Here is a 12934-nt window from a genome sequence, read left to right on the forward strand (position 1 = left end):
CGATGATCACGGCCCTCACCTTCCTCTCATTCCCCCGAGAACGCCCCCGTCGGGCGTGACTCGGGGATTCCCGGGCCCGCGCCCCGTCAAAGCAGAGTTGAGGAACTCCAGAGGTTCGGCGCAGGATGGCGGCCATGACCTCCAGCGCGCGCCCCCTGCTCAACCGCCGTCTCGCCGAGTTCGGGACCACGATCTTCGCGGAGATGTCCGCGCTGGCCACGGCGACCGGCTCGATCAACCTCGGCCAGGGCTTCCCCGACACGGACGGCCCCGAGGAGATCCGCGAGGCGGCCGTGCGGGCGCTGCGTGACGGCCGCGGCAACCAGTACCCGCCGGGCCCCGGCGTCCCCGAGCTGCGCACCGCGATCGCGGCCCACCAGGAGCGCCGCTACGGTCTGACCTTCGATCCGGACCGCGAGGTCCTCGTGACGGCCGGCGCCACCGAGGCCATCGCCGCCTCGCTGCTCGCCCTGGTGGAACCCGGCGACGAGGTCGTCGCCCTGGAGCCGTACTACGACTCGTACGCGGCCAGCATCGCGCTGGCGGGCGGCACCCGCGTCCCCGTCACCCTGCGCCCCGACGGCGGCGCCTTCCGCCTCGACCTGGACGAGCTGCGCGCCGCGGTCACCGACCGCACCCGCCTCCTGCTGATCAACACCCCGCACAACCCGACCGGCACCGTCCTCACCCGCGAGGAACTCACCGCGATCGCGGCCCTCGCCGTCGAACGCGACCTCCTGGTGATCACGGACGAGGTGTACGAGCACCTGACGTTCGGCGACGCCGAGCACATCCCGCTCGCCACGCTCCCCGGCATGCGCGAGCGCACGGTGACCATCGGGTCGGCCGGCAAGACGTTCTCGTTCACGGGCTGGAAGGTCGGCTGGGTGACCGCGTCCCCCGAGCTGGTCACCGCGGTCCGCTCGGCGAAGCAGTTCCTCACCTACGTCGCGTCCGGCCCCTTCCAGTACGCGATCGCCGAGGCGCTCTCGCTGCCCGACTCGTACTACGACGCCTTCCGCGCCGACATGAGCGCCAAGCGCGACCTGCTCGCGGACGGTCTCGCGGCGGCGGGCTTCGAGGTGTTCCGGCCCGCGGGCACGTACTTCGTCACCACCGACATCCGCCCGCTCGGCGAGAGCGACGGCTTCGCGTTCTGCCGCGCGCTGCCCGAACGCGCGGGCGTCGTCGCCATCCCGAACGCGGTGTTCTACGACCACCGCGACGCGGGCGCCCCCTTCGTACGGTTCGCGTTCTGCAAGCGGATCCCGGTGCTCGAAGAGGCGGTCGACCGCCTCAAGAAGCTCGCCTGAGGCCGGCCGGGCCCCGCTTCCCGAGGAGGGACGCGATGCGCGCGTGATCCAAATGGGACGGTTGTGACCGTACCCACGCGCGGCTCTTCGTCATACCCTTGCTGGCTCGGGCAGCGACAGTACGACCGCTGCCGCGGGACGCGTGAGGGGGACACGTGGAAGTGGCTCGACCAACTGCGGACATCTATCCGGCGGACGCCACCCGGTGGCACGACCGCTCCGACGGCCATGCCTGAGCGCCCGTCCCCGTACCCGGCCTTTCCCGCGAGCGAAGAGCAGCTCGTGGAGGCGCTGATGCGGGTGTCCGTCATGGAGGACCGGCTCAGCCGCAGGATGTGCGTCGACCGGGCGCTCCACCGGCTCGGACAGCGCCTGTCCGTGACCGAGTTCGGCGAGAAGAAGCCGCACATCGTCGAAATGGTCCGGGTGTTCGGCGCAGTGCCCCACGGCTGGCTCCGGCTGGTGGAGGCCGTCCGGTATCTGGCGGACGACGATCTGGCCTCGCTCCAGGCGTCCGCCCTCGTGGAGTCGCCGCTGCCGCCGGCCGGCGACCCGGCGCGGCGGGCCGCGCTCGACCCGCTCCTGAGCGGCCTCGACCGCGGCTCCGTGCCGGAGCTCGCCGACCTCTTCCGCCATGTGGCCGGGGACAGCTTCGGGCCGCTGCCGAGGACGACCAGCACGGCGCGCGAGGCGTACGAGCTCCTTGAGCAGTGCAACGTTCCCCCGGACGGGATACCGAGGAGCGTGCGCTTCCTGCACGAACTCGCGTATCTGGTCGGCCCGGAGCGCGGCGACCCGCTCAGGGTCTGGCTCAGCAGCCACATCCGCTCCCTCGCCGACGCGGCAGCCGAGGGGCAGCGCCTGCTCGACGCCGTCCGCACCTCCACCGGGACCTGGCGAAGAGACCCCGGCCGTGAAGCCTTCCTGGTGATCCGGCTCCAGCCGTTGACCGAGTCACCCGACCGTGTCGCACTCACCTGCTGGACGAGCACCGGCAACGCCTGGGAGCCGCGCCAGCGGGACGACCGGGAACTGCGCCTGACGGAGGTGCCCGACTGGGTCGCCACCCTCGTCGACCGGGAGGAAGAGCGGCTGCGCAACCACCACGGCGGCATCGTCGTCGAGTTCATCCTCTCCCTGGCGATGGCGAACACACCGGTGGAGGACTGGACCCGGCCGACCCCCTTCGGGCCGCGGCAGCCCGGCCTCGGCAGATCGACCCCGTACACCCCTCCGCTTGGCATGGACTACAAGGTCGTCATACGCAGTCTGGAGCGGATGGAAGCACGCCAGGTGCACCGGGTGTGGAACGCGCGCTGGGAGGTACTGAGGAGCGGGGGCGAGGGGCGTGTACACCGGTGCGAAACCGGCGCCGGGTCCCAACAGCAGGCGCTCTACGCCAAGTTGAAGCACAATCAGGCCATTGTGCTGATGACTCTGGGGTCGTCACCGGACGAGGAACACGGGCTCAGCGAGCTGACGCTCGGCCTCCAGGCGGGCCTGCCGGTGCTGCTCTGGGCTCACCAGGGACCGCTCGACGACAGCGAACACGCGGAACTCCACAGGGTCGCCGAAACGGGTGCCTGGGACGACCTGTTGGAGACAGTCACGCGCTTGCGCTTCTCTCCCGGAACACGCGACGATGGGACAGAGGGTTCCATCGACTCTCGTATCGCTGTGCTGTGGGACGATCCGAGCCGCCTTCCCGAAGTACCGGAATCAGCGAGTTGAAGACTTCCAGTCCAACCAGGTGTTCGGGACAGGGCAGTTGGGGAGTACGGACGTGCACCGACCGGGCACGAACCAGGGTGAGGGGGAACGGTCGATGGCCGACAGGGATCCGCACGTTCCGGCACAGGCCGACGGCGCCGCGGCCGACCCCGGCGCATGGCGCATCTACCGAGGCACGGCGAGGCCCCGCGGCAAGGACCCCGTGTCCCGCGAGTTACCTCCGCCCCCGCCCTGGCGCCGCTTCACCGGCGCACCCCTGATCTCCGGTCCGCCCCCGGGCGACGAGGACGAGTTCACCCGCCGCCTCGGCCCGCCGGACGGCGCCGTCGTCCGCAAGGCCTCCGAGCAGGAACTCGATCTGGTCAATGCCGCGCTGTTCCTGCGCAGGCCGCTGATCGTCGCGGGCCCTCCCGGCATCGGGAAGTCGAGCCTCGCCCACTGCATCAGCCGCGAACTCTCCCTCGGGCGCGTCCTGCGCTGGTCGATCACCAGCCGCAGCACCCTCAAAGAGGGTCTCTACGCCTACGACGCCATCGGCAGAGTGCAGGAAGCGGCCACCCGCGGCGCCCTGCGCGGCTCGGAACCCGGCTCCGACCCCGGCGATCCGGCACCCGACCCGGACGGCCTGAACAACCTCGGTGACTACGTCCAGCTGGGCCCACTGGGCACGGCCTTGCTGCCCCACGAGATCCCCCGCGTCCTGCTCATCGACGAGTTCGACAAGTCCGACACGGACCTCGCGGGCGACCTGCTGAGCGTCTTCGAAGAGGGCGAGTTCCGCATCCCCGAGCTGGCCCGCGTGCGCTCCAGGCTCCCCGACGCCGAAGTGCACACGGACGACCCGGACGGCACGGCGGTCATCCACCACGGAGCGGTGCGCTGCGCCGCGTTCCCCGTCGTCGTGATCACGAGCAACGGCGAGCGCACGCTGCCGCCCGCCCTGCTGCGCCGCTGCCTCTACCTCGATCTCCCCGCGCCCGACGCGGGCCAGCTCGCCGCCATGCTGGCGGCGCAGCTCTCGCAGGACGACGAGGGGCGCACGGCGATGATCCGCGACTTCCTCAACCACGCGAGGACCGGCGGCTCGCTCGCCGCGGACCAGCTCCTCAACTCGGAGTTCCTGCGCACCACGCCCGCGGGCCCCGACCAGGGGTCCATGAGCACGCTGTTGCACGCGCTGTGGCGACGGCTCGACGAGGTCGGCACTGGATGAACCGGTCGCCCTCCCACGGCGGCGTGGCGGGTGACGGTATCGGGCCGGGTGCCGCATCGCTGGCCGAGGCGTCCCCGCAGCCGCACTGGTACGAGGCGGGCGAGGTCCTGTGGCTCGCCGCGCAGCGCTGGCTGCGGCTGAAGGACGCCCGGCGCGGCAGGCCACGGCCCGGCGCGCCGCCCGAGCTGCCCGAAGCGCCCGACGGGGGGCACCCGCGCCCCGAGGACGTGGACGCCCCCGTGCCGGAGCTCACGGAGCAACCCGTGGAGCAGCCGGCGCCCCCGCCCGGGCCGTCCGGACCGGCCCCGGACCCGGGTGACCATGTGGACTCGCTCCTCATGAGCCTCGGGAACGGCTTCGCCCTCGACCGGTCGCGGGAGATCGAGAAGGCGCTGAAGCCGCTGAAGCGGCGCATCGCCTCCCGGGGCCAGGTCTTCCTGAACGAGGAGGCCACCGCCGAGCTGCACGCCGAGACCGGCATGTGGCTGCCCCAGCTGGAGCCGGGCCAGGAACGCTGGCTGACCGTGACGCTCCTCGTGGACTCCGGCGACTCGATGCGGCTGTGGTCGCACACCGCGCAGCGCCTAGCCGAGACCCTGCACTGCTCCGGCGCCTTCCGCGACGTACGGACCGTGCGCTGGCAGGAGGACGGCGCGGGCTCCGAGGTCGCCGGCGACACCGACGGCCGGCATCTGGTCCTCGTCCTCACCGATCTCCACGCCGACCACTGGGGCGACGGCAGCGCACGGCGCAGGCTCGCCCGGTGGGCCCGCACGATGCCCGTCGCGATCGTCCATGTGCTGCCGGAGCACGTCTGGGCGAGGGCGGGCACGCAGACCAGCAGCCTCCTGCTGACCAGCCCGCGCCCCGCGTCCCCCAACAGCGCCTGGACCGCCGAGCCCATGGGCCTGGTCCTGCCCACCGCCGAGGCCGACGGGCCCGACGGCTTCGACGGGGTGCGGCTGCCGGTGGTGACGCTGACCCCCGAAGGGCTCGGCGGCCTCGCCCGCTTCCTCGCGCACGACGGCACGGGCGGTTACCCGGTGCGTGTCCTGGACTGGACGCCCGGCGACGAGACGGCCGTCGCGCGCAGGCCCGCAGCCGCGCTGCCCGCCGACGTCCAGGTCAAGACCGTGCGGGCCCAGCTCTCCCCCACCGCCTACCACCTGGCCCGCCTCTCCGCGGCCGTCCCGCTCAACCTCGACGTGCTGCGCCTGCTCCAGGAGGGGCTGATCCCCGGGGCGCGGAACTGGCACGTGGCGGAGCTGCTCCTGAGCGGACTGCTGCGGCGCACGGAGGCGGAGCCGGGCGAGGCCGCCGGGCCGGGCGTCGAGCTCGAATTCGACGACGGCGTGCGGCGGGAGCTGCTCTCGGACGGGACGCGCGGCGAGACGGCCCGCGCGCTGATGCTCGCCTTGGACCATTTGGCGGTCGCCGTACCGGCGTACGGGGAAGGCGTCGCCCTTCTGCGCGAGCCGGATCGCGCGCGGAGTGTCTCCATGGAAGGTTTACGGCCATGGATTTCGTCTATTCTGCCCGCATTCGCTGCCATGGCAGGACCGCACGCCACCGCCGCCCGGGAGCTTGAGGCACGCCTCGACGAACCTCCACCTCCGGTGACCACAACCTCCGGAGAACCCAGTCAGTTAGGCGGTGGGGCCGAGCCCACCGCCCCGCCGGACACCGGCAACGAGGAAAGGGTCGAAGAAGTGAGCGGCTTGCAGTCCACCCAGGCCGGGTCAAGGGGTGACGCGCTGCAGAAGCCGCCCCCCGTCTGGGGCAACGTCCCGCCCCGCAACCGTGCCTTCACCGGCCGCGTCCAGCTCCTGGAGGATCTGCACCGCAGACTGCAGGAGGGGACCACGGCGGTGCTCCCCGAGGCGCTCCAGGGCATGGGTGGCGTCGGAAAGTCCCAGCTCGCGGTCGAATACGTGTACCGGCATCTGCACGAGTACCAGATCGTGTGGTGGATCCCCGCCGAACAGCCGCAGCAGATCCGGCAGTTCCTCGTCCAGCTGGCGGGCCGGCTCGGTCTGAACGTCGGCAGTGGCGAGGCGAACACAGCGGTGCCGGCCGTCATCGAGGCCCTGCGCGTCGGCGAGCCGTTCAAGAACTGGCTCCTCATCTTCGACAATGCGGAAGACCCGGAGTCCGTAAGAGAGTTCTTCCCGACCAACGGTCCGGGCCGCATCCTCGTCACCTCACGGAACTCACAGTGGGCCTCGTCGGCGCGTCCCCTGGAGGTCGACGTGTTCACCCGCGAGGAAAGCCGTTCGCTGCTCCAGATGAGGGCACCGAACCTGGACGACGCGACCGCGGACCGGCTCGCCGAGACCCTGGGCGACCTGCCGCTGGGCATCGAGCAGGCCGCCGTATGGCTGGCCGAGACGGGCATGCCCGCGGACGAGTACCTGCGCATGTTCGAGCAGCAGGCCAACGAGCTGATGGTCAGCGAACCGCCCGTGGACTATCCGCTGTCCGTCGCCGCCGCCTGGAACGTGTCCCTGGACCGGCTGCGCAAGAACCACCCCGCGGCTCTTCAACTCCTGCAGATGTGCGCCTTCTTCGCGCCCGAGCCGATCTCCCGGCGCCTGCTCACCGGCGTCCGCGACGCCCCCGTGCCCCCGGAGCTCAGCGCGGCACTCAGTGACCCGATCCGGCTCGGCCGCGCCATCCGCGAGATCAACCGGTACGCGCTGGCGCGCATCAACCACAACACCAACACCATCCAACTGCACCGCCTGGTCCAGCGCGTCCTCATCAACCAGATGACGGAGCCGCTGAAGTCGCAGATGCGCGCCGGCGCCCACCGGCTGCTCGCCAGGGACGACGCCGGCGAACCCGCCGCGTCCCACCGGTGGCAGCAGTACGGAGACCTGCTGCCGCACGTCCTCAACAGCAGAGCCGTCGAATCGACGGACCCGTGGGTACGGCAACTCGTCCTGAACGAGATCCAGTACATGTACTACTGGGGCGACCATCAGGGCTCCCTCGACCTGGCCAGGGAGACGTACGCCACCTGGCGCGCGGCCGACGGGGACAACGCCGAGCACGTACTCGCCGCGGCCAAGTTCTTCACCGACGCACTGCGCATCCTGGGCCGCTACTCGGAGGCGTACGAACTCGACCAGCGGACGCTGGCCGGCATGACCGAGGTCCTCGGCCCCGAGCACGAGTCGACGATCGACATCACCAGCATGCTCGCCTGGGACCTGCGGCTGCGCGGCGACTTCCAGGCGGCGCTCGAACTCGACAAGCACGCCTTCGAGACCTGCGAGCGCCTCTTCGGGCCCAACGACCCCTCGACGCTCCTCAGCGCCCACCGGCACGCGCTGAACCTGCGGTTCATCGGGCACTTCCGGGCGGCGCTCGCACTCGACCGCATGACGCACAGCCGCAAGGTCGCGGAGCTCGGTGAGAATGCGGCGTCGACGCTGGGGACGATGGCGGCGGTGACGTTCGACCTCCAGGAGGGCGGCGAGTACCTGGCGGCCCGCGACCAGGCGCGGGACGTCGAAGAGCGCTTCCGCAACACCCTCGGCGACACCCACCCGAACACGATCTCCGCGGTCCGGGTCCTGTCGGTGGCCGAACGGCGCGCCGGCCAGCACGCCCTGGCCCTTGAGCTCTCGGGCCGAGCCCTCGCCATGTTCCGCACCCGATACGGCGACCTCTACCCGCAGACGGTGAACGCGCTGGCCTCACACGCCATCGACGTACGGCACAGCGGCGACCTCACCCGGGCACTCGAACTCGGGCAGGAGGGGTACGAGGGGTACGAGGCGCTGCTCGGCCCGCGGCATCCGCACTCCGTCGCGGGACGTGTCAACCACGCGATCTGTCTGCGCCTGGCCGGGCGGACCGAGGAGGCCCGCGCGAGCAACGTGGACTCGCGGGAGAAGCTGATCGAGCTGATCGGCGAGGACCACCCCAACACCCTTTCCTGCACCGCGAATCTCGCCGCCGATCTGTTCGAGCTCGGCGAGATGCAGGCGTCGGTGGAGCTCGCCACGAGGGCGCTCGGCCTGTGCCGCACCAAGCTCGGTGAGGACCACCCCGTCACCCTCGCCACGGCGCTCAACCTGTCGCTCGGGCTGCGGCAGCTGCGGCGTGACGACGAGGCGGGCGAGCTGTACGCCGACACGGCCGAGCGCTACGGGCGCACCCTCGGCGAGGACCACCCGGCGACGTCGGCGGCCGGCGACGGCAGGCCCGCGAACTGCGACATCGACCCGCTGCTGATGTGACGCCGGCTGTATCGATCTGACCCCGCCCGGGACCTGTCCGGGGCGGGGTCAGCGCTGTGGCACGTCAGTCGCGGGCCGTGTGGTGAGCCCGGGGATCCCCGCCGTCCAGCGGGCCAGTTCCAGCGGGTCGGGCGTCCGCGCGCCGCGGGCCCGCTCCTCCAGGGCGAGCGCCCGCACCAGCTCAGGGCGGTGCAGGAGGGCCGTGGCGGGGGCGCCCTCGCCGGACGCCTCCAGGGCGAGACCGAGGCCGACCCAGGCCGGGCGGGTGCCGGGGGCTCCGGTCAGGACGGCGCGGTAGCGATCCACCGCGCGCGCCGCGTTCGCCGGCCCGCCGCGCAGGAGGCACATGTCCGCTTCGAGGAGGTCCGGAGACCGTTCGATGCCGGAGAGCCGCGCACGGGTGTCCGGGGTGAACGTTCCTGCGTCGACGAGGTGCAACCGCCTCAGTTCACAACGGAGTTCGGGCAGACGCGGCGGCGCGTCCGCGCGCAGCCGGGACGGCGGGGCGGTCGCCTCTTCTCCGGGACCGCCGCCGAGCCGGCATTCGGTGAGCAGGCGGGTGGCGGCCGGGTCGGGCGCGAGGTTGTGGCTGCACCACGTGCCCCGCAGATCTGCGAGTTCGGCTTCCGCCAGGGCGAGGGCCTCGGCCGGTACGTCGTCGTCGGCCCACGGGGCGGCCTGCCGCGCCATCCCGTCGACGAATCGGCGGCCCCACGGGGTGAGCCCGTGCTGGGCGGCCAGCGTGCGCAGGGCAATGGCCACCGCCTCGCGCCACACGGCGAACTCGAAGTGCGCGAGGACGGCACGGGGGCCGGTCAGGGCGTGCCGTTCGGTACGCCAGAAGTCGGCGACGCCGGTGAACGCGTACGTGCCGTGCAGCAGGCCCCACGGCGGGCGCGGGTCGGTGCGCCAGGGCGCGTAGAGCAGCGTGTCCTGCCGCGGCCCGCGCGCCGCCCTGTCGACGAGCTGGATCTGGTGGCTCAGACCGTTGAGCACGGAGTGCCGTGACTCGTGGACGAGGGTGACCGCGAAGTCGACGGCGTCGCGCGGCAGGGAGACCAGCGCGCTGCCGAACGCCTCGGCGTACGAGGCGCTGGAGGTGCGGAAGCGGGGCATGCCCGGCAGGGGCACGAGCGAGTTCAGGACGAGCGGCACCGTGCGGGCCGCGTCCGGGTGACGGGCCCCGAGCAGGTGCGCCGCGTCGTGCAGATGCCGCTGCCAGGTGTCCGACTCTCCGTCCGTGAGCGGGGCCGGGTGCGGCCAGGGGGACCGAAAGTCGCGGTAGGGGTCGGCGTCGTCCAGGAGGACGGCTGGGCCCGGCTCGCTCGGGGTCCAGCTCAGCAGGCGCGCGGGATGCCAGCCTGGGGTGGGCAGGTGCGGCGCGGCGGGAAGTTCGACGGCGTGCGGGCCGAGGGTGACGCGGGCCGTGCCGCGCCCGTCCGTCTCCAGCGTGGCGACGTCGTGGTCGCCGGAGGCGTCGTCCAGTACGGCGTGCCCGACCGTCGGCAGGATCACCCTGCCCGCCCGGGCGGGCAGGCGGACGCGCCCGGGAAGTCCCGCCCGCAGCACGGCCGCCGCGGCGAGCGCGTGCGCGTAGCCCGCCTCACGCCACAACGGGGGTTCGTCGGGCCGGGGCTCGACGCCGCCCCGCAGCCGCCCCAGCAGGCGGACCGCCCAGACGCCGACCGGCGGGTGCCCGAGCACGCTCGCCACGGCCCGCGGATCGAGGGTCTCCGCGCGGGCCAGCAGCTCGAAGGCGTGCGCCAGCGGGGGCAGCGGCCCTTCACCCTCGTCCGTCCCGCGATCCGCCTCCGCGGCGGCCAGGGCCCGCAGCATGAGCATGCGGCGGCTGCGTTCCGCCGCCGCGACACGGGTCCCGGTGAGTTCGCTGATGCGTCCGGCGGCGATGGCCTCCAGGTCGGCGACCGGCACGTGGTGCCGTGTCAGCACGGCAGGGCAGGCCGGTCGCGCGCGTCGGATCCGTCGCATGGGGATGCCGGGCCGGACGGCACGGGCGGCCCGTGTTCGTGCCGTGGCTCCTGAGGCGCCGTGCCGCTGTGCCGTCTCACGCTGAGGTAGGGGTTGTCCTGGCCGCCGCCGTCGCCGATCTGCCCGACAGCGTCCTCGGTCAGATGCTCGAGCAGCGCGCGCTGCGCTTCCGCCACCAGCGGGTCCCTCAGTGCCATGGCCTCCTGGAAGCCCCGACGGCTGAGATCGACAAGTCCGGTCTCGATGTCAGTCGTAGAAGTCCTCACGTCAAACTTCCCCCTGTCGGCTCCCGCTCGCGGCCCCGCGGCGCAGACCCACCTCCTTCCCATAGTGGCCCGTGGTCAGCCGCGCCGAAAGGGGCCCCGGTGGCCATCAAGGCTTGAATTGTTCGATTCATGGCCCGGAGAGACGGCATCCGGTGCCGCGGCCGGCCGTTGGCCAGTTGCTCAACTGGCGTGTCCTGTGGGGAAATTGATGCGTTCCGGCGATACGCGTCCCTGCCTCGGCCACTTACACCGCTTCTGTCGCACAGAGACACATTCCTGACGGACCGACATGGACCCTCCCCGCGCCCCGTTGTCACGCAGCCACGCCGACCGTCCCCCCATCGGCACCCGTGCGGACCCTCCCGGCTCGCGCGCCCCGCGCGGTGCCCGCAGGGTGCGGAGATGTGACCCAGCAGCAACTTGCCCCGGCCCCCGCCACCGTCCCCGTCGCGGAGCCCGGCGCCGGACCACGTTCCCGATCGGCCCGGCTCAGGGCCGCCGCCCCCCTGCTCACCGCACTCGGCCTGTTCGCCGTGGTCCGGCTCACCGGTGTCGCCGCGATGAGCCTCGCCGCCTCACTGACCGGAAAGCGCTCCACCGTCCTGCTCGGCCGGTCCTGGGACTCGCTCTGGTACCTCAGGATCGCCGCGGACGGCTACGGCCGCTCCATCCCCTACAAGCCGGGCATCGTCTTCAACGACCTCGCGTTCTTCCCGCTCTACCCGGGCCTGGTCCGCGCGGTGCGGACCGTGCTCCCGCTCAGCGGCGGCGCCACCGGGATGCTCATCGCCTGGACCGCGTCCCTGGCCGCCGCGGCCGGGATCTACGCGATCGGGGTGCGCCTGCACTCCCGGCCGGTCGCCATCCTCCTCGTCCTGCTGTGGGGGCTGCTGCCGCACTCCGTGATCCTCACGATGGCGTACACCGAGCCGCTGCTCACGGCCTTCGCCGCGTGGTCCCTGTACGCGGTCCTGACCGGCCGGTGGATCTGGGCGGGCACGCTCGCCTCGCTGGCCGGGGTGTCCCGCCCCAACGGGTTCGCGGTCGCCGCCGCGGTCCTCGTCACGGCGGCGTACGAGGTGATCAACAAGCGCGGCAGAAATGTTTCCCACAGGCTGTGGACAGGCGCGGCGATCGCCCCGCTCGGCTGGACCGGGTACGTGCTGTGGGTCGGTGTCCAGAGGGGCGATCCGCTCGGCGGCTACTTCGCCGTGCAGCGGGACTGGGGTTCGCGCTTCGACTTCGGCGTCGGCGCGCTGCGCGTCGTACGGCATCTGCTGCTCAAGGGCGACCGCTTCGTCTTCCCCATGACGGTCCTGATCGTCGCCTCCGCGGTGCTGCTGTTCGCGCTGCTCATCGCCGAGCGGGCCGCCCCGCTGCCACTCATCGTCTACAGCGGCGTACTCCTGCTCGTCGCGCTCGGCGGCGCCGGCTTCTTCCCGTCCAAGCCGCGCTTCCTGCTGCCCGCGTTCCCGCTGTTGCTGCCGCTGGCCCTCGCGCTGGCGCGAACGGCGAAAGCCCGGCCACGCAGCGCCCTCCTGGTGGTGGGCGCCCTGGCCGGGCTCTCACTTGCGTACGGGACGTATCTGGTCGCGTTCGCGCACAGGCCCCTATAGGCAGTTACGGAGACTGCCTACTCGTCGTCGGACGGCTTCTCGTCGTCGGCGGCGGAGTCCACGGCCTGCTCCAGGCCGAGCTGCTCGACCAGCCAGCGGTCGAACTCGATGGCGGCGCGCACCCAGCTGACCGTCGACGACACGAAGTGCTCCAGGCTGACGCCCGTACCGATGAGCATCTGCGCCTCACCGATGAGGCGGACCGTGCCGTCGTCGTGGGTGTGGCTGTAGACCTTGGGCCACAGGGTGCGGCGGTTCCAGTCGTCGATGGTCTCGAGGAGCGCCGGCTTGGTCTCGAGGTCGTGCGGGCGGTCGTAGAACGTCCGCACCGAGAAGACCTGCTGGTCGTCCTCGCCGCGGAACATGAAGTACGTGCGGAACTCCTCCCACGGAGCCGCGAGGTCACCCTCTTCGTCGAGGACGTACTTGAGCTCCATCTGCTCCAGGAGCTGCTTGACGAGGTCCTGATCGGGGACGACGGGGCCCGCCGGTCCTGAGCCCTGCGGCTGCTCGGGCTGTCCCCCGAAGTTCGGAATCGAGGACGGGTCGATGCTCACGT

At 72.1% G+C, this 12934-nt stretch carries 8 protein-coding genes; 5 read left to right on the plus strand and 3 right to left on the minus strand.

What is annotated here, in order from left to right; genetic code table 11:
* Window positions 1–125 precede the first annotated feature (125 nt).
* The 4 genes from OG698_RS23345 (at window position 126) to fxsT (ending at window position 8504) form a co-directional block, all read left to right on the plus strand.
* Window positions 126–1313, plus strand: a complete 1188-nt coding sequence (locus OG698_RS23345) for a pyridoxal phosphate-dependent aminotransferase (RefSeq protein ID WP_406105174.1) — start codon at window positions 126–128, stop codon at window positions 1311–1313.
* Window positions 1314–1541: 228 nt separating this feature from the next.
* A complete protein-coding gene (locus OG698_RS23350) occupies window positions 1542–3044 on the plus strand; it encodes an effector-associated domain 2-containing protein (protein WP_406105176.1) in 1503 nt (500 codons plus the stop codon).
* A 94-nt stretch (window positions 3045–3138) separates the two neighbouring features.
* Window positions 3139–4257, plus strand: coding sequence for an AAA family ATPase (locus OG698_RS23355; protein ID WP_406105177.1), 1119 nt, complete (start codon window positions 3139–3141; stop codon window positions 4255–4257).
* A complete protein-coding gene (gene fxsT, locus OG698_RS23360; RefSeq protein WP_406105179.1) occupies window positions 4254–8504 on the plus strand; it encodes an FxSxx-COOH system tetratricopeptide repeat protein in 4251 nt (1416 codons plus the stop codon). The genes OG698_RS23355 and fxsT overlap by 4 nt, the downstream gene beginning before the upstream one ends.
* Window positions 8505–8552: 48 nt before the next feature.
* Here fxsT and OG698_RS23365 read toward each other — a convergent pair whose 3' ends face one another.
* The gene (locus OG698_RS23365; protein WP_406105181.1) at window positions 8553–10454 is read right to left on the minus strand and encodes an HEXXH motif domain-containing protein; all 1902 of its coding nucleotides are present in this window, start codon (window positions 10452–10454) and stop codon (window positions 8553–8555) included.
* On the minus strand, window positions 10448–10690 hold the full coding sequence (locus tag OG698_RS23370; RefSeq protein WP_406105182.1) for a hypothetical protein: 243 nt from the start codon (window positions 10688–10690) through the stop codon (window positions 10448–10450). Before OG698_RS23370 ends, OG698_RS23365 begins: the two co-directional genes overlap by 7 nt.
* Before the next feature lie 473 nt (window positions 10691–11163).
* Between OG698_RS23370 and OG698_RS23375 the strand changes: the two genes are divergently transcribed.
* Window positions 11164–12375, plus strand: coding sequence for a hypothetical protein (locus tag OG698_RS23375; RefSeq protein ID WP_406105183.1), 1212 nt, complete (start codon window positions 11164–11166; stop codon window positions 12373–12375).
* Between the two features lie 17 nt (window positions 12376–12392).
* Here OG698_RS23375 and OG698_RS23380 read toward each other — a convergent pair whose 3' ends face one another.
* Complete coding sequence (locus OG698_RS23380; RefSeq protein ID WP_389479200.1) at window positions 12393–12932, minus strand: YbjN domain-containing protein; 540 nt, start codon at window positions 12930–12932, stop codon at window positions 12393–12395.
* Window positions 12933–12934: the final 2 nt, after the last annotated feature.

The organism is Streptomyces sp. NBC_01003 (assembly GCF_045162695.1).
GTDB lineage: Bacteria > Actinomycetota > Actinomycetes > Streptomycetales > Streptomycetaceae > Streptomyces.